This window comes from Celeribacter sp. ULVN23_4, assembly GCF_054788345.1.
In genome coordinates, this window is record NZ_JBTVYO010000012.1 from 59,699 (window position 1) to 86,366 (window position 26,668).

The 26,668-nt window shown below is 60.2% G+C and carries 23 protein-coding genes; 8 read left to right on the forward strand and 15 right to left on the reverse strand.

Annotated features, from left to right (window positions below; translation table 11 throughout):
- The first annotated feature begins 106 nt into the window (after positions 1 to 106).
- The 4 genes from ACYBHZ_RS18515 to fdhD all read left to right on the forward strand — a co-directional run bounded on the left by ACYBHZ_RS18515 (position 107) and on the right by fdhD (position 5,280).
- Complete coding sequence (locus ACYBHZ_RS18515) at positions 107 to 1,810, forward strand: OFA family MFS transporter (RefSeq protein WP_460275792.1); 1,704 nt, start codon at positions 107 to 109, stop codon at positions 1,808 to 1,810.
- A gap of 91 nt (positions 1,811 to 1,901) precedes the next feature.
- The gene (locus ACYBHZ_RS18520; RefSeq protein ID WP_460275793.1) at positions 1,902 to 4,199 is read left to right on the forward strand and encodes an FdhF/YdeP family oxidoreductase; all 2,298 of its coding nucleotides are present in this window, start codon (positions 1,902 to 1,904) and stop codon (positions 4,197 to 4,199) included.
- Between the two features lie 3 nt (positions 4,200 to 4,202).
- Complete coding sequence (locus tag ACYBHZ_RS18525; protein WP_460275794.1) at positions 4,203 to 4,493, forward strand: hypothetical protein; 291 nt, start codon at positions 4,203 to 4,205, stop codon at positions 4,491 to 4,493.
- On the forward strand, positions 4,486 to 5,280 hold the full coding sequence (gene fdhD / locus ACYBHZ_RS18530) for a formate dehydrogenase accessory sulfurtransferase FdhD (protein ID WP_460275795.1): 795 nt from the start codon (positions 4,486 to 4,488) through the stop codon (positions 5,278 to 5,280). Before ACYBHZ_RS18525 ends, fdhD begins: the two co-directional genes overlap by 8 nt.
- Positions 5,281 to 5,405: 125 nt before the next feature.
- Here fdhD and ACYBHZ_RS18535 read toward each other — a convergent pair whose 3' ends face one another.
- From ACYBHZ_RS18535 to ACYBHZ_RS18570, 8 genes are all read right to left on the reverse strand, one after another.
- On the reverse strand, positions 5,406 to 6,551 hold the full coding sequence (locus ACYBHZ_RS18535; protein ID WP_460275796.1) for an alpha-hydroxy acid oxidase: 1,146 nt from the start codon (positions 6,549 to 6,551) through the stop codon (positions 5,406 to 5,408).
- Complete coding sequence (locus tag ACYBHZ_RS18540) at positions 6,542 to 7,921, reverse strand: FGGY-family carbohydrate kinase (protein ID WP_460275797.1); 1,380 nt, start codon at positions 7,919 to 7,921, stop codon at positions 6,542 to 6,544. Before ACYBHZ_RS18540 ends, ACYBHZ_RS18535 begins: the two co-directional genes overlap by 10 nt.
- On the reverse strand, positions 7,918 to 8,232 hold the full coding sequence (locus ACYBHZ_RS18545) for an L-rhamnose mutarotase (protein WP_460275818.1): 315 nt from the start codon (positions 8,230 to 8,232) through the stop codon (positions 7,918 to 7,920). The genes ACYBHZ_RS18540 and ACYBHZ_RS18545 overlap by 4 nt, the downstream gene beginning before the upstream one ends.
- A complete protein-coding gene (locus ACYBHZ_RS18550) occupies positions 8,232 to 9,230 on the reverse strand; it encodes an ABC transporter permease (protein ID WP_460275798.1) in 999 nt (332 codons plus the stop codon). The genes ACYBHZ_RS18545 and ACYBHZ_RS18550 overlap by 1 nt, the downstream gene beginning before the upstream one ends.
- Positions 9,227 to 10,204, reverse strand: coding sequence for an ABC transporter permease (locus tag ACYBHZ_RS18555; RefSeq protein ID WP_460275800.1), 978 nt, complete (start codon positions 10,202 to 10,204; stop codon positions 9,227 to 9,229). The genes ACYBHZ_RS18550 and ACYBHZ_RS18555 overlap by 4 nt, the downstream gene beginning before the upstream one ends.
- Positions 10,201 to 11,727 (reverse strand): sugar ABC transporter ATP-binding protein, encoded by a 1,527-nt coding sequence (locus ACYBHZ_RS18560; RefSeq protein WP_460275801.1) that lies wholly within the window; start codon positions 11,725 to 11,727, stop codon positions 10,201 to 10,203. The genes ACYBHZ_RS18555 and ACYBHZ_RS18560 overlap by 4 nt, the downstream gene beginning before the upstream one ends.
- A gap of 103 nt (positions 11,728 to 11,830) precedes the next feature.
- Entirely contained in the window at positions 11,831 to 12,823 is a 993-nt protein-coding gene (rhaS, locus tag ACYBHZ_RS18565) for a rhamnose ABC transporter substrate-binding protein (protein ID WP_460275802.1), read from the reverse strand.
- Between the two features lie 51 nt (positions 12,824 to 12,874).
- Positions 12,875 to 13,675, reverse strand: a complete 801-nt coding sequence (locus tag ACYBHZ_RS18570; RefSeq protein ID WP_460275803.1) for a DeoR/GlpR family DNA-binding transcription regulator — start codon at positions 13,673 to 13,675, stop codon at positions 12,875 to 12,877.
- Between the two features lie 193 nt (positions 13,676 to 13,868).
- Here ACYBHZ_RS18570 and ACYBHZ_RS18575 point away from each other — a divergent pair, with 193 nt between their 5' ends.
- Together ACYBHZ_RS18575 and rhaI are read left to right on the forward strand one after the other, a co-directional pair.
- Positions 13,869 to 15,965, forward strand: coding sequence for a bifunctional rhamnulose-1-phosphate aldolase/short-chain dehydrogenase (locus tag ACYBHZ_RS18575; RefSeq protein WP_460275805.1), 2,097 nt, complete (start codon positions 13,869 to 13,871; stop codon positions 15,963 to 15,965).
- A gap of 68 nt (positions 15,966 to 16,033) precedes the next feature.
- Positions 16,034 to 17,308 carry an L-rhamnose catabolism isomerase gene (gene rhaI / locus ACYBHZ_RS18580; protein ID WP_460275806.1) on the forward strand — a complete coding sequence of 425 codons (1,275 nt, stop codon included), beginning with the start codon at positions 16,034 to 16,036 and terminating at the stop codon, positions 17,306 to 17,308.
- 103 nt (positions 17,309 to 17,411) lie between these two features.
- Here rhaI and ACYBHZ_RS18585 read toward each other — a convergent pair whose 3' ends face one another.
- The 7 genes from ACYBHZ_RS18585 to kdgD form a co-directional block, all read right to left on the reverse strand.
- Positions 17,412 to 18,632 (reverse strand): AGE family epimerase/isomerase, encoded by a 1,221-nt coding sequence (locus ACYBHZ_RS18585; protein ID WP_460275807.1) that lies wholly within the window; start codon positions 18,630 to 18,632, stop codon positions 17,412 to 17,414.
- A 10-nt stretch (positions 18,633 to 18,642) separates the two neighbouring features.
- Complete coding sequence (locus tag ACYBHZ_RS18590) at positions 18,643 to 19,398, reverse strand: ABC transporter ATP-binding protein (protein WP_460275808.1); 756 nt, start codon at positions 19,396 to 19,398, stop codon at positions 18,643 to 18,645.
- Positions 19,395 to 20,255, reverse strand: coding sequence for an ABC transporter ATP-binding protein (locus ACYBHZ_RS18595; RefSeq protein WP_460275810.1), 861 nt, complete (start codon positions 20,253 to 20,255; stop codon positions 19,395 to 19,397). Before ACYBHZ_RS18595 ends, ACYBHZ_RS18590 begins: the two co-directional genes overlap by 4 nt.
- Positions 20,242 to 21,087, reverse strand: a complete 846-nt coding sequence (locus tag ACYBHZ_RS18600; protein WP_460275819.1) for an ABC transporter permease — start codon at positions 21,085 to 21,087, stop codon at positions 20,242 to 20,244. Before ACYBHZ_RS18600 ends, ACYBHZ_RS18595 begins: the two co-directional genes overlap by 14 nt.
- A gap of 59 nt (positions 21,088 to 21,146) precedes the next feature.
- Complete coding sequence (locus tag ACYBHZ_RS18605; protein ID WP_460275811.1) at positions 21,147 to 22,187, reverse strand: ABC transporter permease; 1,041 nt, start codon at positions 22,185 to 22,187, stop codon at positions 21,147 to 21,149.
- A 7-nt stretch (positions 22,188 to 22,194) separates the two neighbouring features.
- Entirely contained in the window at positions 22,195 to 23,796 is a 1,602-nt protein-coding gene (locus ACYBHZ_RS18610) for an ABC transporter substrate-binding protein (RefSeq protein ID WP_460275812.1), read from the reverse strand.
- Positions 23,797 to 23,862: 66 nt separating this feature from the next.
- On the reverse strand, positions 23,863 to 24,774 hold the full coding sequence (gene kdgD / locus ACYBHZ_RS18615) for a 5-dehydro-4-deoxyglucarate dehydratase (protein WP_460275814.1): 912 nt from the start codon (positions 24,772 to 24,774) through the stop codon (positions 23,863 to 23,865).
- A gap of 131 nt (positions 24,775 to 24,905) precedes the next feature.
- Here kdgD and ACYBHZ_RS18620 point away from each other — a divergent pair, with 131 nt between their 5' ends.
- Both ACYBHZ_RS18620 and ACYBHZ_RS18625 read left to right on the forward strand, forming a co-directional pair.
- Entirely contained in the window at positions 24,906 to 25,634 is a 729-nt protein-coding gene (locus tag ACYBHZ_RS18620; protein WP_460275815.1) for a FadR/GntR family transcriptional regulator, read from the forward strand.
- Positions 25,635 to 25,705: 71 nt separating this feature from the next.
- Positions 25,706 to 26,668, forward strand: a 963-nt coding sequence (locus ACYBHZ_RS18625) for a mannonate dehydratase (protein ID WP_460275817.1), incomplete at its 3' end; no start/stop codon positions are given.

Consider the following 26,668-nt stretch of genomic DNA (forward strand, 5'->3'; position numbering starts at 1 on the left):
TTCCCTGCACACGGCGCGACATCTGGTCGCGGAGTGACGCGTGATCCCCCAGCGGGACAAGCGCAATAAGGGGCCAAAGAGCCCCATTTGATCGGAGGACAGTCACATGTCAGATTCAGCAGCCGGGCCGCTTGGGTTCCTGCGTAAAGAGAATATCGTCGCCCCCGAGGGCTACAACCGCTGGCGCGTGCCGCCGGCATCCATCGCCATCCACCTGTGCATCGGCTCGGTTTACGCCTGGTCGCTGTTCAACCCCGCGCTGACCCGCGAGTTCGGCGTTCTGGCCCCGGCCGCGAGCGACTGGTCGCTGTCCTCCGTGGTCTGGATCTTCTCCGTGGCCATCGTGTTCCTTGGCCTGTCTGCGGCCTTCGGCGGCAAATGGCTCGAAAAAGTCGGCCCCCGTTTCGTGGGCGTTGTCGCTGGCTTTTGCTGGGGCGGCGGTTTCCTGATCGGCTCGGTCGGCATCGCCACGCACCAGCTTTGGCTGATCTATCTGGGCTATGGCGCGATCGGTGGTATCGGTCTTGGCCTCGGCTATGTGTCCCCCGTTTCGACGCTTCTGCGCTGGTTCCCGGACCGTCGCGGCATGGCGACCGGCATGGCGATCATGGGCTTTGGCGGCGGCGCTATGGTCGGGAAAGTCCTGATCGACTGGCTCTTGAACACCTTCCAGAAAGCCCCTGAGTTCCTCGGAGCAGAAGGCACCGTGGCGCTGATCACCGAAGGCGGCAAACGCTTTGCGGAAACCGCAAATGGCACCGTCGAAGTCATCGTCGCAACCGCCGCGCAAGCCGCACCCTTTGGGGGCGACGCTGGCATCTATGTGGTCGGCACCGGCAACACCGGCGCGGCCGCAACCTTTGTGGCGCTCGGCATCATCTATTTCATCGTGATGCAAGTCGCTTCCTTCCAGTACCGCGTGCCTGCGAAAAACTGGAAACCGGCGGGTTGGGAACCGAAACAGACCGCTTCCGGTATGGTCTCCGACAACCATGTGCACATCGATCAGGCGCTCAAGACGCCGCAATTCTGGCTGATGTGGGTTGTGCTCTGCTTCAACGTGACCGCAGGGATCGGTGTGATCGGCGTGGCGAAAACCATGATGGACGAAATCTTCGGCAACCTGCCGCTCGTCACCGCGGCCTTCGCCAGCACCTATGTGTTCATGATCTCCGTCTTCAACATGGTCGGCCGCTTCTTCTGGGCCTCCACCTCGGACTTTATCGGGCGCAAGAATACCTATCACGTCTTCTTCGTACTCGGCACCGCGCTCTACCTCTCCGTCCCGTTCTGGGCCTCCATGGGCGGCACTCCTGCCCTCATCGGCTTCTACGCGGCGACCATGGTGATCTTCACCATGTATGGCGGCGGTTTCGCGACCATCCCGGCCTATCTCGCAGATGTGTTCGGCACCTTCCACGTCGGCGGCATCCACGGGCGTCTTCTGACCGCTTGGGCCACCGCTGGTGTGCTTGGTCCGCTTGCGATCACCACGCTGCGCAACATATCGCGTGAAAACGCCATCACCGATCTCGCGGCACAGGTCGATCCGGCCACCTTCGCCGAGAAGTTCGGCGCGCCCGTGTCACAGTTGAGCGATCTGGTGGCGGCCAAAACCGTGACCATCGCCAACCTGCTGGAAATCGCACCGGCTGGCACCATTGACCCGACCTCCACGCTCTACAACACCACGATGTATTGCATGGCCGGTCTTCTGGTCGTGGCATTCTTCGCGAACCTGCTGATCCGTCCGGTGCATGAAAAGCACCACGTCAGCAGCACGCACCCTGAAGCGGTTGCGGCCGAGTAAAGAGACCGTCATATATCCACGTTGCGGGGCTGCTCTCAGGAGTGGCCCCGTCTCACGTCCCCAATAACGCGCAAAGCATGGGATACGCACAATGAGCAAGCAAGATTGTATTAAAAAACCCTCCGGCGCCGCAGGTGGCTGGGGCGCGTTGAAAAGCGTCGGCCGTCAACTGATGGGCACCGGCAGCCCCGTCAGCCGCGCCAAGACGCTTTTGAGCCTGAACCAGGCCGACGGCTTCGATTGTCCGGGCTGTGCATGGGGCGATCCCGAACATGGCTCGTCCTTTGAATTTTGCGAAAACGGCGTGAAAGCGGTCGCGTGGGAAGCCACGAAGGCCCGTGTCACGCCCGAATTTTTCGCCAAGCATTCCGTCACGGAGTTGCAGGGCTGGACGGATTACGATCTTGAACACGCCGGACGCCTGACCCACCCGATCCGCTACAACCCCGAGACCGACCACTATGAAGAGGTCAGCTGGGACGAGGCCTTTGCGGGCATCGCGGCGGGGCTCAACGCGCTCGACAATCCCAATCAGGCCGAGTTCTACACCTCTGGCCGTGCCTCGAACGAGGCGGCGTTCCTCTATCAGCTCTTCGTGCGCCTCTACGGCACGAACAATTTCCCCGATTGCTCCAACATGTGCCACGAGGCCAGCGGCGTCGCCCTGTCCCAAGCCATCGGCATCGGCAAAGGCACCGTGCTGCTCGAAGACTTCGAGAAATGCGATCTGGTCTATTGCGTCGGCCAGAACCCCGGCACCAACCACCCGCGCATGCTCGCCAGCCTGCGTGAAGCGGTGGAACGCGGGGCGAAGGTCTGTGTCTTCAACACGCTCAAGGAAAAGGGTCTGACGAAATTCGCCGACCCCCAGAAAAAACTCGAAATGCTCACCGGCGGCGCCGAGCCGACCTCGACCGATTACTACCGTCCACGTCTGGGCGGCGACATGGCGATTTTCCGCGGCATGTCCAAGATCGTTCTGGAGGCCGAGGACCGCGCTCAGGCAGCGGGCGACGCGCCGATCCTCGATCACGACTTCATCCGCGACCACACCTCCGGCTTCGAGGACTGGTGCAACATCGTGCGCGCCACCTCATGGGAGCTGATCGAAGAGCAATCCGGTCTGTCGCGCGACGAAATCACCGCCGCCGCCGAGATGTATCTCAAGGCCGAACGCGTCATCACCACTTGGGCCATGGGCGTGACCCAGCACCTGCATTCCGTGCAAACCATTCGCGAGATTGCCTCCTTCATGTTCCTCAAGGGCAATATCGGTCGCGAGGGCGCGGGGCTCTGCCCGGTGCGCGGTCACTCCAACGTGCAGGGCGACCGCACCGTGGGGATCAACGAAAAAGCGCCCAAAGCCTTTATTGATGCGCTGGAAAAGGAACTTGGCGTCGAGCTTCCCCGTGCGCCGGGGCATAACGTCACCCATACGATCGGCGCGATGCTCGAAGGTTCGGCCAAGGCCTTTGTCGCGCTCGGCGGCAACTTTGCCCGCGCCGTGCCGGACAGCTCTCTGGTCGCCGATGCCTTCCGCAACCTCGATCTGACCGTGAACATCGCGACGAAACTCAACCACGGCCATCTGATGCCGGGCAAGGCTTCCTATGTTCTGCCCTGTCTGGGCCGTACCGAGATCGACCGCAATTCCAAAGGCGAACGCCAGATGATCACGGTCGAGGATTCCATGTCGATGGTGCACGGCTCCTCCGGGATCAACCTCCCGGCCTCGAAATCGCTCAAATCCGAGATCGGCATCATCGCGGGCATCGCGGCGGCCACCATCGGCAGCGATGTGGTCAAATGGGGTGAACTGGCTGAAGATCACGACCTGATCCGAGACATGATCGCGCGGGTATTGCCGATCTATGGTGACTTCAACAAAGATGTGCGCAAACCGCGCGGCTTCTGGCTGCGCAACCCGGCCAGCCATCGCGAATGGAACACGCCGACAAAGCTGGCCAACTTTGGCATCGACGATCTGCGCGATCAGACGGAATGGCAGGAAATTCAATCCGATACTGGGAAATTCGTCCTTCAGACCTTCCGCTCACATGACCAGTACAACACCACGATCTACGGTATGGATGACCGCTACCGTGGCGTCTATGGCATCCGCAATGTGGTCTTTATCAACCCCAAGGACATGGAGAAAAACGGCCTCTCCGATGGTGATCTCGTCGATCTGACGGGCTGTTTCGAGGATGGGCACCACCGCGCCTGCACAGGGTTCCGCGTCGTGCCCTACGACACGCCAAAGGGCTGTATCGCGGGCTATTACCCGGAGATGAACGAGCTGGTGCCGCACCAGACCGTGGGCGATCAGAGTTTCACACCGACCTCGAAATCGGTGATCGTCAAGATCGAACCCCATAAGAGCGCATAACCCGTGTCGCAGGAAGACGCATTAGAGTCGGCCTTTGAGGCCGCTCGGAACGCAGATGTCGCCTATCTTAGCCCGATGGGGCCGCTGATCCTTGCCGCCTCACATCTGGGGCTGGCACAGGACAGCCGGGGCTTTGCACGCATGTTCGATCTCGCCCATGCCCTCGTGATCCGCGAATGCACGAGCCTCGATGAGGAACTGGGCCTGATCGAGGTGACGCGCTCCGACGCACGCACCTCGCGTCGCTTCTATGATTTATCGGACAAAGGCCGCATGATCTTCACCCATGTCTAAGCGCCCCCCCATCGCAAAACAAAGCCTCACCACCTGGACGCCCGAGGGTCTGCGGCACACGGATCGCAGCCTCACAGTTGAGACCCCCGTGGCGATTGTCTTCAATGGCACCACCGTGGCGGTGATGATGGCCACGCCACAGGACATCGAAGATTTCGCGCGCGGCTTTGCCCTGACCGAAGGCTATCTGCGCGACACGGGCGACATAGAACGCTTCGAAGAGATCACGCATGACAAGGGCATAGAGGCGCGCTTTTGGCTCTCGGACCCAGCGGCCGAGGCCTTCATCACCCGCCGCAGGGCCGCATTGGGACCGATGGGCTGCGGGCTTTGTGGCATCGACAGCTTGAAAGAGGCGCTGCGCAGCCTGCCGACACTGGACCCCGGCGCGCAGCTTTCCCCCGAAGAAATCGTCCAAGCCCCTGAACACCTCCGCGCCTTTCAGCCCATCCATGACGCAACCCGCTCCGCACATGCCGCGGGGTTCGTTGTTCCCGGCAAAGGCGTGGTGCTGGCGCGCGAAGATGTCGGACGACACAATGCGCTCGACAAGCTCTGCGGCGCACTCAGTCGCGCGGGCATAGACCCGCAAAGCGGTGCCATTGTCATCACGTCACGGCTCTCCGTCGATTTGGTGCAAAAAGCCGTGATGATCGGTTGTTCAACCCTGATCGCCGTATCTGCACCCAGCCAGCTTGCCGTAGAGACCGCGAAAATTGCGGGTCTGACACTGATTGCGAATTGTAAAGCGGGCAGGTTTGACATCCTGAGTGGCAAGCTCTCCTAAAGCCGTTCCCAGAACCTGCGCAAAAGCCCCGATTTTCGGGAAACATCGCTTTACCGCTCAGTTCGCCTTGGGCGTCCGCGAATTTGTAGGAAAGCGTTTTCGCTCAGAAAGATGGAACCGCTCCCTCAACGCCACCGCAGCATATCCGGCGTGAGATCTGAAATCCGTGTCACGCCCATAAGGCGCATGTCACGGGTGATTTCGGCGGTCAGTTGGGTCAGCATGCGTTCGATCCCCGGCTGGCCTGCCGCCGCAAGCGCGTAGAGATAGGCGCGGCCCAACCCCACAGCTTTCGCCCCGAGCGCCAGCGCCTTGAGCACATGAGTGCCGCGTTGGAACCCGCCATCGACCATCACGTCTATCTTGTCACCAACCGCCTGAACGATCTCGTCGAGCTGATCGAAGCCTGATCGTGATCCGTCCAACTGCCGCCCGCCGTGGTTCGACAGAACGATGCCCTTGCAGCCGATCTCTGCGGCCTTTTTCGCATCCTCGACACTCATAACGCCTTTGAGGCAAAACGGACCGCCCCATTCAGTGACCATGCGTTCCACATCGTCCCAGTTCATCGACGGATCGAGCATCTCGGTGAAATAGCGCCCGATGGTCAGCGTATCGCCCTTCATGTCGATATGTGCGTCGAGCTGCGGCAGGCTGAATTTTTCGTGGGTGACATAGTTGATCCCCCACATCGGTTTGATCGCGAATTGGATCAGCCCCGCGAGTGTCAGCCGGAAGGGGATCGAAAAGCCGGTGCGCAAATCGCGTTCGCGGTTGCCGCCGGTGATGCTGTCGACGGTGAGCATCATGACGTTGATGCCGCTCTCCTTCGCCTTTTGCATCATCGCGGAATTGAGGCCACGATCCTTGTGGAAATAGAATTGGTAGACCTGCGGCGTGTCGTGTTTCGCGGCCAGTTCCGCCATCGAAACCGTGCCCAGAGACGAGACCCCGAACATCGTGCCGAACTTCGCGGCGGCGGCGGCAGTGGCGCGCTCGCCCTCATGATGGAAGAGGCGCTGAAGCGCGGTGGGCGACAGGTAGACGGGCAGGGCGAGTTTCTGGCCCATGATCTCGGTCGAGAGATCCACATCGGTTACGCCGCGCAACACGTTGGGCACGAGATCGACCTGCTCGAAGGCTTCGGTGTTGCGGCGCAGGGTCACTTCGTCATCCGCCCCGCCATCGATATAGTTGAAAATCGGCCCCGGCAGGCGACGCTCGGCCAAACGCCGGAAATCGTGGAAATTGTGACAGTCTGTCAAGCGCATGTCATGTCCTCTTCAACGCGGGTTCGCCATGCGGCGGCATAGGTTGCGAGAGCCTCTCTCTGCCGGGGCGCAACCCGATGGGTCTGCGGCGGTGAGGCGGCCTCGGCAAAGAGCATGGCCGCGCCCACGGAGGTGCCTGTGGCTGAGGCTGCGATCTCTATGCCATCCTCATGCAACGTGGCCAGCATGTCGAGATAGTCGTGGTTGCGGGCAAAAGGCCCTTCGATGATCACCGGGCCTTCTGCACCGACGAGATCGAGACAGGTCTTGGTCATCAGCGCGAGATAGAACCCGAGCGCGGCCATGCGCTGTCCCTGTTCCGCTGGCTCAAAGGTCCAACTGACCTCGCGCCCTCGGAACGGCCCCGATCCCGGCTCAACCGCAGGCAGGAGCATGATCTCATGTTCAAGCACCGACCTGCGATCCGCATCTGCCACATGGGGGTCTGCGCCCGCACGGATGATCTCATATTCGCGCCCGCCCATGAACCGCGCCGAGGGCACGGCCTGCCCGAGAGCATTGACATTGACGAGCGTATCGCGGTCCGGATCGAGCGCGGCAGCCTGCCCACCGACGGACATGACGACGACCCACGTACCCGTAGACACAACGGAAAATGCCCCTTTACGACCCAAAACATGGGGCAGGAGCGAGGCGTTTGAATCGTGGATGCCACAGACGACTGGCGTGTCAGGCGACAGGCTGGTGCGGGCGGCGATGTCGTCGGACACCGTGCCAAGCACGTCTGCGGAGGGGTGCGCGGGGGCGAGTTTATCGGTGAGGCCGAGACGGTCGACAAGGGACGAGAACTTTCCCTCCCACGGGTTCCACAGATCGGTGTGACATCCGAGAGAGGTGACATCCGTCGCCATTTGACCGGTCAGGCGATATCCCCAATATTGCGGATAGGTGAGCACATGGGCGACGCGGTCGCGCAGACCCGGATCGGTTGCGAACTGCCAGTACAGCTGCGCGCCGAGGTTCAGCCCCATGCCAAGACGGGGTGAGCCGGTCTCGGAAAACGGCGGGCGGATCGCGTCATATGCGGCCGTGAGACTGTCCGGCCCGTCGTGTTCATAGTCGAGCATTGGCGCAGCGAGGTCACCCGACGCATCAAGCAGGACTGCCGCAGCGCCATGGGTGGTCACGGAAATAGCGTCGATACCGTGGCTTTCATGGAACGCCGCAAGATGCTCCAGAAAGAATGCCCAATGCCCCTCAAGGTCGAAATGCGGCCAGGGCGGCCCCGCAAGGACCGTGTTCGGTCGGGTAACGACCGCGATTTCAGTCAGGCTGTCGGCCTCGACCAGCGCGAGCTTGGCATTGGTTTTTCCGACATCGAGAACGGCGATATGGCGCGGCATGGTCATGGCAGATGAAACACGGTTTCAAGCGGTTGCTCTTTCGGGCGATTGTCCGGGTGTGTTTCCATGATATCCGCCATATGCGCCCACCAGCGTTTCATCACCGGATGGTCGGGCAGGGCCGCCATGCCGTGATCCTCGCGCCGCCAAAGGACGCCAAACAGATGGCGGGTCTCCGGGTCGTAGTGGATCGAATAATCCTCGACACCCGCGTCTTTGAGCAGGGTGACCAGCTCTGGCCAAATCTCGTCATGGCGCTTGCGATATTCGTCGAGACACCCCTCATTGAGGACCATGCGGAAAGCGTATTTCTCCATCATGTCCTCCGAAGGTTCTGATAGATGCGCGGCAAGGCGATCACCCCGATCAAAAGCGCGCCGACGACGATGGACATCACGATGCCCGGCACGTTCAACAGACCAAGCCCGAAGGTCACGAGACCCATCACAAAGGCCGCGATCACCACACCGGGGATCGAGCCGGAGCCGCCGAGGATGCTGACACCGCCAAGCACCACCATAGTCACGACTTCCAATTCCATGCCGGATGCGATGGAGGGGCGTGTCGATCCGAGCCGCGAGGTGAGACAGACCGCCGCCAGCCCCGACATCAGCCCCGTGAGCAGGAAGAGGATGAACTTCACCCGCTCCACACGGATGCCGGAAAAAGTTGCGGCTGTCGCGTTGTTGCCGATGGCATAGACCGCGCGCCCAAAGTTGGTTTTGTGCAGCACCAAACCATAGATCACCGCAAGGATCGCGAAGATCACCATCTCCACCGTAATCACCCAGAAGACATAGCCCTGTCCGAAAAAAGCAAACTCCGACGGGTAGCCGCGGAACGCGCCATCGCCAAGGACAATATAGCTGATGCCGCGAAACAGGCTCATGGTCCCGATGGTCACAACGATGGACGGAAGCCCCAAACCCGTGACCAGAACACCGTTGAATGCCCCGCAAAGCAGCCCTGTCATGAGACCCGTTGCGACAATCGCGGGCGTGCCGAACCCGGCCTGCATCACCAGCCCCATTGCCGTGGAGGCGAGCGCGATGATGGAGGCAACCGACAGGTCGATCTCGCCCGCGATGATCAAAAGCGCCATCGCAAAGGCAATCATCGCCTTTTCGGTGAAGTTAAAGGTCGCATCGGACAGGTTCCATGCGTTCAGGAAGTAAGGCGAGGCAAAGCTGTTGAGGATGAAAATCCCGATCGCCACCAACAGCAGAAGGCTTTCCCAACTCTTGAGCATGCGCGCCAGAGGCGTGGTCAGCCGATCTGGGACGTGGCGGGTGGTTTGTGTGTCGGCGAGGCTCATTGTGCATGCTCCGCAGATTTGAGGATGACGCGGCCCTTTGAACGGCTCGCGCGCGAGTTGAAGGTCACGGCGATGATGATCGCGGCCCCGGAGATGGCGAGTTGCCAGAAGGGCGAAACATCAATCACGGGCAGGGCATTTTTGATGATCCCAAGGAACAGCGCCCCCAGAAGTGCACCCGCCACTGTGGCCACGCCGCCCGCGATGGACACGCCTCCAATCACACAGGCGGCGACGACATCCAGCTCGAACCCGCCCGCAATATCAACATAGGCCACCGCATAACGCGCCACCCAGAGATATCCGGTAAGACCGGCCAGCATGCCCGAGATCACAAAGGCCAAAAATTGCGTCCGGCCCACATTGATGCCGGTATAGACCGCCGCATGCGGATTGCCTCCCACTGCGAAAAACGCGCGGCCCAGCGTGGTCCGGCTCATAACGAGACCAAGGATCAACGTCACAATCACCGCGATCCACCCCAGAACCGGCACACCGATAATGCTCTCACGCGGAAAGGCCTTGAAGGCTGCGCTCATCTGGTGCGAGTTCACCCAGCTTCCGTTGGTCAAAAGAAAGATGATGCCGCGGAAAATCGTCATTGTGCCGAGCGTCACAACAATCGGCGGAATCGACAGTTTCCAGACGAAAAAGCCGTTGATCGCTCCCATAAGCGCGCCGAGGCCAAGCGCCAGAGCGACCAGAACCACAACTGGCACGCCGGGGAAAGACACGTTGATCAACGCGCAGACCATGCCCGTCAAGGCAAGGTTCGCGGCGACCGAAAGGTCAATGGAGCGGGTCAGGATCACGACCATCTGCCCCAGCGCGAGGATGATCAGAGGTGCGGTGTCCGTGAACACGGCGACGAGGTTCGAGGGGGTCACGAAACCGGGAAAGCGGCTCGCGACCAGAGCGAGCAAAAGCAAGATGGCGCCAACAAGGATCGCCTCGCGGGATTTCAGCAGGGTCATGCCGCCTCTCCTTTCGATGAGATGCCCGCCGCATGGCGGACAAGGGTTTCGGGGGTCAGCTCGTCGCCTTCCAGCTCGGCCACCATCCGGCCTTCGCGCATGACGATCACGCGGTCGGACATACCGAGGATTTCCGGGATTTCGGAGCTGACCATGATGACGGACAGTCCTTCGGATGCGAGTTCCGACATAAAGTCGTGCACGGCGGCCTTGGAGCCAATGTCGATGCCCTTGGTCGGCTCATCCAGAATGATGACGGTCGGCTGCGTGGCCAACCATTTGGCGATGACCACCTTTTGCTGGTTGCCGCCGGAAAGGCTTCCCACCGTGGTGTCAAGCGAGGCCGCGCGCAGGTCGAGCCGTTCGGTATACTGACGCGCCAGCGCAAATTCTTGGGCCATCTGGGTGAAGCCGTTCTTGGACAGGCGCGGCAAGGAGGGCAGGGTGACATTCTGGAAAATCGGCATGTCGAGGATCGCGCCCTGTTTGCCGCGATCTTCGGGGACATAGACGATCCCGGCGGCGATGGCGTCGGCGGGCGAGCGGATGACCCGCACTTTGTCGTTCAGACGGATCGCGCCTTTCGAGGGCCGTGTCACACCGATCAGGCTTTGCATGAATTCCGAGCGGCCTGCGCCCACAAGCCCGTAGAACCCGAGGATTTCACCCCGGCGCAGAGTAAAGTGGATGTCTTCGAACTCTGTCGGGTGACTATAGCCCGCAACGGTCAAGACATCCTCACCGATCTGTGCGGCGCGTTTCGGGAAAATCTGGTCGACCGAACGCCCGACCATCATTTTCACCAATTCGGCCTCGGTGATGTCCGCCATGTCGCCCGCGCCGATATACTGCCCGTCACGAAAGACGGTGTAGCGGTCGGCGATGCGGAAAATTTCGTCGAACTTGTGAGAGATAAACAGGATCGCTTTGCCCTGCGCCTTGAGCGCATCCACAAGCTCGTAGAGCTCTTCGATCTCCTTGCGGCTCAGCGCGGCGGTCGGTTCGTCCATGATCACAACACGGGCCTCGACAGAGAGGGCCCGCGCAATGGCAACGAGGTGACGCGATGCGATGCCCAGATCCTTAAGCCGGACACCTGCGTCGATCTCCGCCCCGATCCCGTCGAGAATGCTCTGGGCTTTCCGGTGCATGGCGGCGCGGTCAATCAGACCAAAACGCCCTTTGGGCGCATGGCCGAGAAAGATGTTCTCGGCGACAGACAACTCGTCGAACAGCACGGTTTCCTGATGGATCGCGGTCACACCCGCAGCGGAAGCGTCCTGTGCCGTTGGGAAACGGACCTCTTGTCCGTCCATGAGGATGCGCCCCCCGTCCGGCTGGTAAATGCCCGTGAGCGTTTTCACCACCGTGGATTTGCCCGCGCCGTTTTCCCCAATCAGCGCCGTCACCTGCCCGGCATAAAGTTCGAGTGTGACGCCATCGAGCGCTTTCACGCCCGGAAATGTCTTTGTGATGCCGTCAAGCGCGAGAACCGGCGCGGCATGTTTTTGTGCATGGCCCATGGCTACCCCATTGGCTTTTGTCTGTCGGAAAGATGAAATGGGCGGCGCTATGGCCCACAATTTGGATTTCTTGTGCGCCGCCCGCAAAGAACGTCTTCGAAAGTTAGAAGATGTCTTTGAAGTCTGCGATATTGGAGGCGTCGTAAACGAACGGATCGGCCATCGCGCCGGAGTTCGTCTCATCAAGCGTCACTTCGCCCATACGACCCATCGGGATGCTTGCACCCGGCTCGGCCACGGCGTCGCCTTTGGACAGGTGATAGGCGATCATCGTCGCGGAATAGCCGAGATCGATCGGGTTCCAGATCGCAAAGGATTTGGACGCACCGCTTTCGATCGCGCCTGCCATCTCAGACGGTAGGCCGAGACCGGTCACGTTGACCTGACCCACCTTGCCCGCATCGACGACAGCCTGAGCAGCGGCCACGATACCCACAGAGGTCGGCGCGATGATCGCGTCGAGATCGGGGTAGGACTGCATGAGACCGGTGGCCTCGCGGTAGGACTTGTCGGCAAGATCATCGCCGTAGACGGTCGCGACCACTTCGATGCCCGGGTAGTTGCCCATCACCTTGTTCATCTCGTCGATCCAGATGTTCTGGTTCGTGGAGGTGGTGGTGGCGGAGAGCACGGCCACTTCGCCGCCCTCGGGCAGCTCATCGGCGGCCAGCTTGATGATCATGTTGCCGATCAACGGGTTGGACGACGGGTTGAGGTGCATCTGGCGGCCCTCTTCGGCCACGCCAGAATCCCAGGAGATCACGGTGATCCCGCGCTGCATCGCCTTTTTGAGAGTCGGCACAAGCGCATCGGTGTCGTTCGCGGACACGGCGATGGCATCGACTTTCTGTGCGATCAGAGAGTTGATCACTTCGATCTGGCCTTCGGCGGTGGTATCAGTCGGGCCGGTGTAGATGATTTCGACATCACCCAACTCGTTGGCGGCCTCTTCAGCGCCTTCGGCTGCGGCTTCGAAAAAGCCAATGCCCAGGGCTTTGACGACAATCGCAATGCGCATGTCATCCGCCTGTGCCGCACCGGCAAACAAGCCCGTCGCAATTGCAGCGGTGGTCAGAAGTTTTGTCAGTTTTTTCATGTTGGAGTCCTCCCTAAGTCTCCTGGTTGATCTGCGCGTCCCATCTCCTAGTCAGGACGCCACGTCCTCCTGCGCCGCGCTGGACGGCGCGACGATGAGTTTGATGTCAGCCGCTTCAATCATGGCGGCCTCCCGATCCCCGATTCCCTCATCGGTGATCAACACGTCGATCCGGTCGAGCGGGCAAAGCACAAGGCTCGAACGGTGCGCGAATTTCGTGGAATCGACCAGTAGGACAAGCTCGTCCGCCTGACCGATCAGTTTCTGTTCGGCCTGAATCAACAAGGGATCGGCCTCCATGATGCCCAAGGACGCGACGCCTTGCGCCCCCATGAACATGCGGCGGGCATAGAAATTGCGTGTCACGTCATTGTCGAAAGGCGACAGCACGATGTTCTGTTCGCGGTAAATCACGCCGCCAGAAATCAGCACCGAGTTTTTCGAGGTCTTCAAAAGATGCTCGGCAATGGGGAACGAGTTGGTGAAAACCTGACAGCGGCGCGTAGCCAACGGATGCACCATCTGGAAGGTGGTCGTGCCGCCGTTGATGATGATCGGTTCCCCGTCTTCGACCATGTCGACGGCAGCGCGCGCGATTGCTTGCTTTTGCTTGATGTTGCGCGTTTCGTTCACGGCAAAGGTGCGACCGGCAAGGCCGGGAAAGGGGTTCGGCGCCAATGCTTCGGCACCACCACGCACACGGCGCAGCTTTTTTGCGACGTGTAAGGCAGCGATATCTCTACGAATAGTGGCCTCGGACGCACCTGTCAGGCCGCAAAGTTCAACGACGGTCACAACCGGCCGTTCCTGAACTGCGGACAGAATGATTCCGTGGCGTTCTCTTTCGTGCATTGATGCAAGTCCTCCCGTTGATCAAACGTGGCCCCAGCAACAATCATTGTCAATCATTAAATGTCATATTAATCATTCTGCGCCCGCATAATGATTGATTTTGATTATTTGTGATTGACAATCTGACGCGGTCCACGCAGATTTGGCTTGAATACAAGACCATTCACTACCTGATCATCGGGAGGAGATCACCATGACATCCGCGTCCACGCGGCTTGCTTCGCTTTGGGATGATGCCAAAGCGAAAGAAATGAGCGAGCCTGAAAAACTGCTGTATCGTTCGAACCTTTTGGGGTCCGACAAGCGCGTGACCAACTACGGTGGCGGCAACACGTCGGCGAAGGTCATGGAGGATGATCCTCTGACGGGCGAAAAGGCCGAGGTTCTCTGGGTCAAAGGCTCCGGCGGGGACGTGGGCTCGATCAAGATGGACGGGTTCGCGACCCTTTACATGGACAAGCTCCGTGCGCTGAAAGGCAAATATCGCGGCCTTGCGTTCGAGGATGAAATGGTCGGCTACCTGCCGCATTGCACCTTCAACCTGAACCCGCGCGCCGCCTCCATCGACACGCCGCTCCATGCCTATGTGCCGAAAAAACACGTCGATCACATGCACCCTGATGCGATCATCGCGATCGCGGCCTCGAAAGACTCCAAGGCCCTGACCCAAGAGATCTTCGGTGACGACATCGGTTGGCTTCCGTGGAAGAAACCGGGCTATGAGCTGGGCCTGTGGCTCGAAAAATTCTGTCTTGAGAACCCCGATGCCAAAGGTGTCGTTCTCGAGTCCCACGGTCTCTTCACCTGGGATGACGATGCGAAAACCTGTTACGAGCTGACGCTCGACATCATCAACAAAGCGATTGCCTATTTCGAAGAAAAAACGGCGGACATTCCGGCCTTTGGTGGTGCAGTGCATGAGAGCCTCGCCCCCGAGGCCCGTCGCGACGTGGCCGCCAAACTGATGCCTGCGATCCGTGGCTTTGTCTCCGGGGCACAGCATATGGTTGGCAATTTCGACGATTCCGACACCGTACTCGAATTCGTCAACGCCAAGAACATGCGGGATCTGGCGGCTCTTGGCACATCCTGCCCCGATCACTTCCTGCGCACGAAAATCCGCCCTCTGGTGCTGGATTTCGACCCTGCGAAAAACAACATCGACGAGGTGCTCGCCGGACTGGATGCCCAGATTGCGGCCTACCGCGAGGATTACGCCGCCTATTACGAGCGTTGCAAACACGACAATTCGCCCGCGCTGCGCGACCCGAACGCGGTGGTCTATCTGGTGCCGGGCGTCGGCATGATCACCTTTGCCAAGGACCGGGCTACGGCGCGGATTTCCGGCGAGTTCTACGTCAATGCGATCAACGTGATGCGTGGCTCGTCGGCGGTGTCCGAATATTGCGGCCTGCCGGAACAGGAAGCTTTCGACATCGAATATTGGCTGCTCGAAGAAGCCAAGCTTCAACGGATGCCGAAACCGAAATCCCTTGCGGGTCGTGTGGCGCTTGTCACCGGCGGAGCCGGTGGGATCGGGGCCGCGACGGCGGCGCGCTATCTGCAAGAAGGCGCCTGCGTCATGCTCGCGGACATCAATGAGACCGCGCTCGATGAGGTCCGTAGCGGATTCGCCAAACAATACGGCGCGGATGTCGTGCGCTCCGTGGTGATGAACGTGACCGACGAAGACGCCGTCTCCGCAGCCTATGCTTATAGCTCGGTGGAATTCGGTGGCGTCGATATTCTCGTCTCCAACGCAGGCATCGCCTCTTCGGCTCCGGTCGAGGACACGACGCTCGCGCTTTGGAACAAGAACATGGACATCCTGTCCACGGGCTATTTCCTTGTCTCGCGCGAAGCGTTCAAGGTGATGCGCACACAGGGCATCGGCGGCTCCATCGTTTTCGTGGCGTCGAAAAACGGTCTGGCGGCAAGCCCGAATGCGTCGGCCTATTGCACCGCGAAAGCCTCGGAAATCCACCTTGCACGCTGTCTCGCGCTCGAAGGGGCAGAGGCGGGCATTCGTGTCAACGTCGTCAACCCCGATGCGGTTCTGCGCGGCTCGAAGATTTGGGAAGGCGAATGGCTGGAACAGCGCGCAGGCACCTACGGCACCGACAAGGAGGGGCTGGAAGAAATGTATCGTCAGCGCTCCATGCTCAAACGCTCCGTCTTGCCCGAGGACATCGCCGAAGCGGCCTATTTCTTTGCCTCCGAACAATCGGCAAAATCGACCGGTAACATCGTCAACGTGGACGCCGGCAACGTGCAGGCCTTTACGCGCTAAGGCCGGAAAAGACCCTTATCGCGCGCCTCCTACAAGTGAGGCGCGCGCATCTTTCATGGGAGGATATCATGATCGAGAACTCGACGATCGAGGCTCAAAACGCGCTGCGCGACACTGAACTGAAACGCGATTACGACGCCCTTGGCGAAAAACTGTCCCGCAAAGGTGTCGATATCGACGCCCTCAAAGACCGGGCCAAAGGATTTTCCGTGGCTGTGCCGAGCTGGGGCACGGGCACCGGCGGAACACGTTTTGCCCGTTTCCCCGGAGAGGGGGAACCGCGCGATATTTTCGACAAGCTCGACGATTGCGGCGTGATCCATAAACTGACGGGGGCCGCCCGCTCCGTGTCGCTCCATATTCCGTGGGACAAAGCCGCGCCTTCCGATCTCTTGGCCAAGGCCGAGGAACATGGGCTGAGCTTTGACGCGATGAACTCCAACACGTTTCAGGATCAGCCGGATCAGGCGCAATCCTATAAATTCGGCTCGCTCTCGCATGTCGATGCCGCGACCCGCGCGCAGGCCATCGAGCATAACCTCGAATGCATCGAGATTGGCGAGAAGCTGGGGTCGAAGGCGCTCACCGTCTGGATTGGCGACGGGGCGAATTTTCCGGGCCAGACCCACATGGGCCGCCAGTTCGAACGCTATTTGTCGTCGATGAAGGACATCTACAAAGGTCTGCCGGAGGATTGGTCGATCTTCTCCGAACATAAAATCTATGAACCGGCCTTCTATTCCACCGTGGTTCAGGACTGGGGCACCTCGCTGTTGACCGCGCAGGAATTGGGCGAGAAGGCGAAATGTCTCGTGGACCTTGGTCACCATGCGCCGAATGTGAACATCGAGATGATCGTTTCGCGGCTCATTCACGCGGGCAAACTCGGTGGCTTCCACTTCAACGACTCGAAATACGGGGACGACGATCTCGACAGCGGCACCATCGAACCCTACCGCCTGTTCCTCGTCTGGAACGAGCTGGTGGATGCCGAGGGCACGCCGGGTCTCGATTTGTCGCATATGATCGACCAGAGCCACAATGTGACCGATCCGATCGAGAGCCTGATGATCTCCGCGATGGAAATCCAGCGCGCCTATGTGCAGGCAAGCCTCGTGGATCGTACGGCGCTCGGTGGGTATCAGGACGCGAACGATGCGTTGATGGCCTCCGCCACCTTGCGCGCCGCGTTCCGCACGGATGTCGATCCGATCCTGCAAATGGCACGGCGCGAGGAGGGGGCGGCCATCGATCCGATCATGACCTACCGCGCCTCCGGCTATCGCGCAAAGGTCGCGGCCGAGCGCCCGAAAGTCTCCGGCGCAGGCGGCGGCATCGTCTGATCGTCCTTGCAAATCGACAACTGACAGCGAAAGGCCCTATCCATAATGCGCATGGATAGGGCCTTTTCGTCGAAGCTCAGTGCCTCACGTTTTGAGAAACGCGTTAAGTCAGAAGCCCTGTGACACCGCGATAATGCTGCGATAGCCCGTCATGCAGCGGATACAAGACCGCCTGAAGGGCATGATAGATGTCGGGTTTTCCCGTGAACTGGCGGTCACAAGGCTGGCCCTGCGCATCAACTTCGGGGAACCAACCACGTCCTTTTTGATCGACGAACAAGGCAAACGCCGTGTCCCAGAGGCGTTTATACCAATCAAGATCCGAGGCCTGCCCATCCACTTTCAACAGCGTGGCAACAGCCCCAATCGCTTCGGCCACAGGCCACCAATAGCGATCACGCACACGCGGCGACCCATCGAAATCAAGCGTATAGGCAAAACCGCCCTCAGGCAGCCAGGCATCATTGAGCGCGGTCTCGATCAGCGCCCGTGCCTTGTGCAGTGCCCCGGTGTCGGGACGACCCGAGAGGTCCCAATGCTGCAAAAGGAGGCGACCGATCTCGAAGGAATGGCCCGGCGTCGTGCCATAGGGGCGGAACATCGGATTGCCCTCATAGGTTTCGTCCACGCTCCAGTCCGCGCGGTAATGTTCCGGCAGTCGCCAGCCGTTGGAGGCGCCAATGTGATCGACGAAAAAGGACAAAATCCGTCCGGCGCGTTCGAGATAAACGGCCTCGCCCGAGGCCTCGAACGCGCTCAAATGCGCCTCGATCCCGTGCATGTTCGCGTTCATGCCGCGATAGTCCGAAAAAATGGTCCAATCCCGGCGGAACTCGTCATACATCAAACCCGCAGATTCGTCCCAAAAGCGGTCCGAGATCACCTCTGTGACATCGTCGCGCAAGCGTTTGGCATCCGCGTGCCCCGCCGCCTCAGCGCTTGCGGCCGCCAACAGAACAAACATGTGACCATAGGCCAGTTTGTCGGTCACGACCGGGCCGCTTGCGTCGAAAGACCAGATATAGCCGCCATGCTCGCTGTCCCGATGGTTGTCCCATAGCGCGCGCATCCCGGCATCCACCAAGGGCATGCAACCGGGATGCCCCGCCAAATGTCCCAAGGCGTAGGAATGCACCAGCCGCGTGGTGGTGATCAGCTCCTGCGCTCCCTCGACAGGGGAGCCAGCGCGGTCGAGAACAGCCAACCCTCCATCCGAGCGCAGACTGGCGCGGAACAGATCAAGTTGGCCGCGCGCATCGTCTTTCAACCGCGCGACAAAGGCGAGATCATGCGCATCGTTCAAGGTGATATGGGGCTGTGTCACGGTCAATCCTTCAGACAAAACTGGCATCGATCAGATGCTGGGCATAGGGGTCAGTGGCGCGACGCGCGGCAATGGCATCTGGTGCGAACTCATCCACGAACCTGCCGTCCTTCATCACCAGAATACGATCGCACATATGCGCGATGACCGACAGGTCATGGCTGACCATCACATAGGTGAGCGCCTCCGCCTCTTTCTTATCCGACAAGAGGTTGAGCACCTCGGCCTGAACGCTGACATCCAAGGCCGAAGTCGGTTCGTCCAACAACAGGATGGGCGGGTTCAAAACCAGAGCGCGGGCGATGGCCACGCGCTGGCGCTGCCCCCCCGACAGCTCGTGCGGGAAGCGCTCTGCGAAACTGCCCGGCAGCCCGACCTGTTCCAGTGCCTCTTCCACCTGTCCGGGCCGCACGCCAAGTCCCATGCAGCGCAAAGGTTCCGTGATCGCGCGGCGGATGCGGTGGCGCGGGTGCAAAGAGGCGAAAGGGTCTTGGAACACCAGTTGCAACTGACGCAATTCTTCCCGGGTACGACGATGCGAGACGGGGCTGCCTTCGACGCGAATTTCGCCGCTCCAGCCGCGCTCAAGGCCGGTCAGGCACCGCAGGACGGTGGACTTGCCGCAGCCGGATTCCCCGACGATCCCCAGCGTTTCGCCGCGCCGGACGTCAAAGTCCAAGGCGCGGACCACGTGGTTGCGATGTTCGCCCTCGCCATAGACGACGTCGAGCCCCCTGACTTCGATTGCATGATCTTTGCTGGTCATGACTGAGCCTCCTCCAGCTGTTCAAGCCGTTTGCGATCCGGCACATGGAGGCGCTGCACGGGATTGGACGGATCGGGCAGAGCCGACAAGAGCCCTTGGGTATAGATGTGCTGGGCCTGCGACAAATCTTGGATCGTTTCCACCACGCGCCCTTTGTACATGACGGCCACCTCGTCGCAAAAGGCGGCAACCATGCGGATGTCGTGACTGATCAGGATCAGAGACGAACCCTGCTCCCGCACCAATTCGTCGAGCAGTTCCAGAACCTCCGCCCGGACACTGACATCCAGTGCCGAGGTCGGTTCATCCGCGATGACAAGGCGGGGCCGGGCAATCAGCATCATCGCGATCATCACCCGCTGGCCCATACCGCCGGAAATCTGGTGAGGGTAAAGCTCCATCGCACTGGCGACGTTTCGAATGCGCACCCGCTCAAGCATCTCTGCGGCGGCGTTGCGCGCGGCGCGCCCCTTCAGCCCGAGGTGCAGGTTCGCAGCTTCCGCCACCTGATCGCCGATAGAGCGCACTGGGTTCAGGGAATAGCGCGGGTCCTGCATGATCAGTGCCATGTCCTTGCCGCGCAGTTTGCGAAAGCCTCTTTCATTCAGCTTGCGCAGATCACGCCCTTCAAGCTCCATCAGATCGGCCTCGACTGTGGCCGAGGGCGGTAGAAGTCGCATCAGGGCGCGCCCCACGGTGGACTTGCCCGAGCCACTCTCCCCGACGATGCCGAGACGGCCTGCGGAGAGCGTGAGATCGACGCCGTTGACGGCCTTGAGCGCGCCGCGCCCATAGCGGACGCTCAACCCCTGCACGCGCAGTGTGGGGACGGATTCGGATGTGTCACGAACGGTCATGGCGCGGGTCCAGAATGTCGCGCAGGGCGTCGCCTGCGATGTTGAAGGAAAGGCTGGTCAGCAGGATCGCGATGCCGGGCATCACGGCCACCCACCAGTAGTCGATCATATATTGCCGCCCGGCGGAGATCATCGCGCCCCATTCCGGGGCCGGTGGCTGTGCGCCCAGTCCCAAGAACCCGAGAGAGGCCGCCGTCAGGGTGATCACCGCCATGTTGAGCGTCAAACGCACCACGACGGACGGAATGCACATCGGCGTCACATAGAGCGCGATCAGACGCAGATGTCCCGCCCCATAGACCCGCGCTGCCGAGACGTAATCGGAATTCCGGATCACAAGCGTTTCCGCCCGCGCCAGACGCGCGATTGGCGGCCAGGAGGTCAGCGAGATCGCGATGATCGCGGTGTTCAGGCCCGGACCGATGGCGGCGGCGAAGGCCAGCGCGAGGACAAGCGACGGGAAGGACAGCACAATATCGGTGATCCGCATCAGGATCGTATCCGTCCAACCGCCGAAGTAGCCGGCCACGACGCCGATGACCAACCCGATGGGGCCAACAATGGCGGAGACCGACAACACCGTGCGCAGTGTCAAACGTGCGCCCCAGATCAGACGGCTGAGGATATCGCGCCCGAATTCGTCCGTTCCGGCCCAATGTGCCGCCGAGGGAGCCGAAAGCGCTTCAGACAGGACCTGACGATTTGGGGAATAGGGGGCCAGAAGCGGCGCGAAAAGCGCCACCAAGACCAACAGGCCGATCAGGATGAAACCGATGAGCCCCAAGGGCTCGCGTGCCAAGTTGCCCCAAAACGGATGGCGCAGAAACCGCATCGCGATATTCGGGCGTTTGCTCGGGGTGACATCATTGGTGTGAGACATGGATAGGTTGCTCATGCTGCCTCCTTGGTGCGGGGGTCCAAAAGAGTGTAGGCAATGTCCGACAGGAAATTCAGAAGCATAAAGACCACGCCGATGATGATCGTGGCGGCGACCACTGCATTGATGTCGCCGATCAACAGGGCGCTGGTCATATACTGTCCGATGCCGGGCCAGGAGAAGACGACTTCGGTCACCACGGCGCCTTCGAGCAGGCTGCCATAGGAAATCGCGGCGACGGTGATGAGTTGGACGCCGATGTTGGGCAGGATATGCCGCCCGAGAATTTTCGCCGGGCTGACGCCTTTGGCGCGCGCCGCGATGACATAGTCTTGCGACAATTGTTCCAGCGCAAAGCTGCGTGTCATGCGGGTGATATAGGCCATCGCCGCATAGGCCAGCATCGAGGCGGGCAGGATGATATGGGTCAGGGCATTGCGAAAAATGTCGGTCTCACCGGCCAGAAGGCTGTCGACAAGGATCATACCGGTGACATTGGGGACGATGCCCTCGTAATAAACGTCAATCCGACCGGGGCCGCCCACGACCTGTAGGATCGCATAGAAGATCAGCAAGCCGATCATCCCAAGCCAGAACACCGGAACCGAATGGCCCACCAGAGAAATCACGCGGATCGTCTGATCCACCCATGTGTCGCGGCGCAATGCGGCGGTCAAACCCAAAGGCACCCCGATAAGCATCGACAACACGATCGCCAGCGTGGCCAGTTCAAGCGTTGCCGGAAAGGCGCGCCAGAGATCTTCGGAAACCGGATTGCCCGTCAGTGCCGCGACCCCGAGATCGCCGTGCAGCATGTTCCAGACATAGTGACCGAACTGCACCAGCACCGGCTGGTCCAGTCCAAGGCGCGCGCGCATTGCGGCATAGGCCTCGGGATCGGCCAATTCCCCGACCAAGGTGCCCACCGGGTCGGTGGGCAGAACACGACCAATCACAAAGGTCACCGCAATAAGAACAAGAAGGCTGAGGAGAAGCTGGGTCACTCTCTGACCCAGCTTCATCGACGCCACGGTTTTCATGACAGACCGTGCCATATTCAGATCACTCCGATTTCGAGACTTTGTCGAGGCGCGTCACCTGTTGTGGATGACCTTCATAGCCTTTCACATCGGTCGAAATCGCCAGTGGAAGAAAGCGTTCGAACATCGGCAGGATCGCAGGCACCGCATCGACGAAGGCCTGTTGCATTTCACCATACATGGCGACACGTTTCTCAGGGTCGTTTTCCTTCATCGTGCGGGCGGTCAATTCCGTCAGCTCGGGAATGTCCCACCCGGAGCGCCAGACAAAATTGCCCGCATTGTTCGCTTCGGGGCTGTTGTCCGGATTGTTCGAAAACTGCTCCATCGCGCCCATCGGGTTGGGCATATAGGCCCCGGTCTGCGGCACCAAAAGCTCGAAGTTCCGCGCCCGGTGATCCGGCACAATGTCCGCACCGCTGCCCTGAGTGATGGACGCATCGATCCCGATGTCGGCAAGACCCGCCTGAATCGCCGTCGAAAGTTCGACCCGCGGCGTTTGAGCGATCACCTTGATGTTGGTCGTGAACCCGTCCGGGTAGCCCGCCTCGGCCAGCAAGGCGCGTGCCTTCTCCGGGTTATAGTCCCAATCCGGGTCCGGCAAAGCCCCCTCATAGGCCATCGGCACCGGAAGCAGGCGCTTTTTGCCGTAGGGGCCCATGATCGCCTGCTCGATCCCGTCGTAGTCAATGGCGTGGAAAATCGCCTCACGCACCTTGGGGTTGGAGTAGGGCTCCTGAGTGACATTCATGGCCAGCGCGTAGAACCCGCCGGTGGAAATGCCGCGCACTTCGACCCCGTCCTTGTCCGAGAAATATGCGATATCCTTCGGCGACAAAGCACCGGCGATGTCGATGTCGCCGCGCTCCAGCATCAGACGCTCGGCCTGACTTTCGGGCACGTGACGCATGACGACCCGCTTCAGGATCGGCGCACCGCTCCAGTTGTCCTCATCGGCACTCATGATCACAATGTCATTCGGTGCCCAACGCTGAAGATCGAACGGGCCGGAACCGGCGGCATGGGTGCGCAACCATCCGTTGCCCATATCGCCATCCGCCTCATGCTCCATCACCTCGGCGCGCTCCACGACGGAGGCGGCCACTTCGGAAAGGCGATACAAAAGGAAATCCGCCGCCACTTCACCGGTCAATGCGATGCGGAAGGTGCGATCATCGAGAGCCTCGGTCAGACTGTCGATATTCTCCGCCGTATATCCCGTGGACCCCAGTTTGGCGGCTGGCGCCTGATTCAGTTTCAAAACCCGGCGGATCGACCAGACCACATCCTCAGCGGTCACGGGATTGCCGGTGTTGTTGAACACGGCGTCCCGCAGATGGAATGTGATCCCGTCCTCGGTGATCTCCCAGCTTTCGGCCAGTTGCGGCGTCAGATTGCCCGCTGCATCGGAGGCCACGAGGCGGTCATAGAGGTTTGCCATGATCTCCAGCGAGGTCACCTCTTGTCCCTGATGCGGATCGAGAGAAATCACCTGTGCCAAAGACGTGCCGTACACAAGCGTGTCATCTGGCGTTGCGGCCATGGCGGGGGTCATGCCGCTCGCGGCGAGACTTGCCGCCAGAATACCGGCGGCGACCCCGGACTTCAAAGATTGTACACCCATCGTTTCCTCCCTTGGGTTGTTCCTGTTTGGCGCCAATCCTCCTTGGCCGCCAAACGATTTCGTGGTTCAGGCTGCCTGCTTTGACAGTGCAATCAGCTCCTGAAGCATCTCTTCTTCTTCTCCCGTCAAATCGGTCAGGGGCGCACGCACCTTGCCGACGGCAAAGCCTTGTTGACGCACACCCGCCTTGATGGCGGACACGGCGTAACCGGGCTTGCGACCTCGAAGATCCATGAAGGGAAAGAAGAACTCGTTCAAAATACGCTCACACACGTCACGCTGCCCGGCTCTGAGTGCCTTGTAGAATTCTTGCGCGAGGCCGGGCACAAAGTTGAACACGGCAGAAGAATAGGTCGTAAAACCCGCTCCGAGATACGCCTCGGCGAAAAGCTCGGCTGTCGGCATACCGCCGATATAGGTCAACCGATCCCCCAATGTCGCGGTAATTCTGCGCACCAGTGCCAGATCCCCCGTACCATCCTTGAAACCGATCAGGTTCGGACAATCGTCCGCCAAACGCGACAGCGTATCGGGCTGAAGCACACAATTGTCACGGTTATAAACGGTGACCCCAAGACCCGTGGCGTCGCAGACCGCTTTGACATTGGCATAAAGCCCCTCTTGCGGCGCGTCGATCAGATAGTGCGGCAAAAGAAGGATGCCGTCCGCGCCGGCCTTCTCGATCTCGCGCGCCAGATCCACGGCCACCGCGCTTCCCCAGCCACAGCCCGAAACAATCGGAACATTGCCTGAGGCGGATTTCGCAGCGCGCACGATCTCCGGGATTTCATCCGGGTGCAGCGAGAACATCTCCCCCGTGCCACCCGCAGCGAACAGCGCCGAGGCCTCATAGCCAGACAGCCACTCGATATGCTCCGCATATACATCAGGGGCAAAGGCACCTTCGGAATCAAAAGGTGTGACAGGAAAGGAAAGAAGCCCCCCTCCGAGTGCGGATTTGATCTCTTGCGTATCCATGGCGCGACGTTTCCTCCGTGCTCATCCCGTTCCCGCATTTGACTTGATGGGAACATTAAGAGATGATGTCAATAATTCATATGATGAGTCATAGTATGATTCAATTACACACGCAACAAGAGTCTTAAAATATGCTCGAAGTACGCAAAACGAAGGCCCGTCTGGCAGAGAGTGTCGTCGCGCAGATCCGTCAAGATATTGAAAGCGGGCGCAGGCCGCTGGGGACACAGCTTCCAACAGAACCCAAGCTGATGGAGGCCTTCGGCGTCAGCCGCACCGTCATCCGCGAAGCCATTGCCGAGTTGCGTGCCGCTGGCATCGTCAATCCGGTGCAGGGCAAAGGCGTCTTCGTGGCAGAGAAGCTGCCCAACGCTCTTCTGACCCTTTCGCAGGATGAACGCCGCTCGATCCCTCGCACAATTGAGCTGATCGAATTTCGCACGGCGATAGAGGTGGAAGCCGCCGCATTGGCTGCGCTGCGTCGAACTAGCTCTCAAGAGTTTGATATTATGTCTAAAAATTCTATAATGAAAAAATCAATTCTGGACGAGAATCGCACCTCTCAGGCGGATTTCGATTTCCACATGGCGATCGCAACCGCGGCCAACAACGACTACTTTCCTCAGGCCCTGTCGCAGTTCGGCCCTTCGGCCATTCCACGCGCTTCGCTTCCAAACCTGACCGAGGCGCGCTCCAAGGCCTATCTCGAAACCATTCAGGCGGAACATGATCGCATTGTCCAGGCGATTTCGAGCCAGGATGCCGACGAGGCGAGGACGGCAATGCGGGTCCATCTGGAGAATTCTCAGGCCCGTTACCGCGCTCTGTCTCTTGCTCTCAATGAGGCGCCCGACAGTTGATCGCGTTGGGGCTAGGCAGGCGCGCCAAGTCATACTATGACTTGACCTGACATAGATTCTGGAGGAGACCCATGTATATTGGCACACAGCGCGAACCGCGTCATGATATCGACTTCAAAATGCTGACTCAATTCGGTGTCCGGCATATCTCACTGGACCCGCCCGGGCCGTGGACCGACTGGACCCTTGAGGCGTTGGAACGTCACCGTGACGACGTCGCATCTCATGGCATGATCTTGGATATGATCCAATTGCCGTTGCCTTCGGTGTCCGTGGATCGCGCGCCCTGCGCCGACATCCTTCTGGCAGGCCCGGAGCGGGACCGCCAGATCGCGGGCATCTGCGAACTCATCGAGAACTGTGCCCGGGCCGGCATTCCGGCGGCCAAATACAACTTCAACTACATTGGCATCCCGCGCAGCGAAGATGAGATCGGTCGCGGCGGTGCGCGCCTGCCGTCCTTCTTCTGGGACAAAATGGACCCTGACGCCGCGCCGCCTTGCGATCCTCTGGAAGAAGAAGAGATCTGGGAGCGCGCCGAGTATTTTCTGCGCCATGTCGTGCCGGTCGCGACCAGCGCCAAGGTCCGGCTGGCCTGTCACCCGCACGATCCCTGGACCCCGCCCGGCTATCGTGGCGTGACCCGTATTTTGGGCACGTTCGAAGGCATGAAGCGCTTTGTTCAGACCCACGAAAGCCCTTATCACGGCCTCAACTTCTGTATCGGGACGATGGCCGAAAATCTTGACGCTCCAGACGCCGAGATGGACGACATCATCCGCTGGTTCGGGACGCGCGGAAAGTTGTTCAACATCCACTTCCGCAACATTCAAGGCGGCAAGCGAGGGTTCTCAGAGGTTCTGCCCGACGATGGCGATGTGAATATGTTGCGCGTGCTGCGGGTCCTCGAAGAGGTCGGCTATCAATACATGATCATGCCCGATCATGTGCCCGAGATCGACGCCGTGGACCCGGAAGGCGCCGCCTTCGCATTCTCCTACGGCTATATCGCCGCCGCCATTCAACAGGCCAAA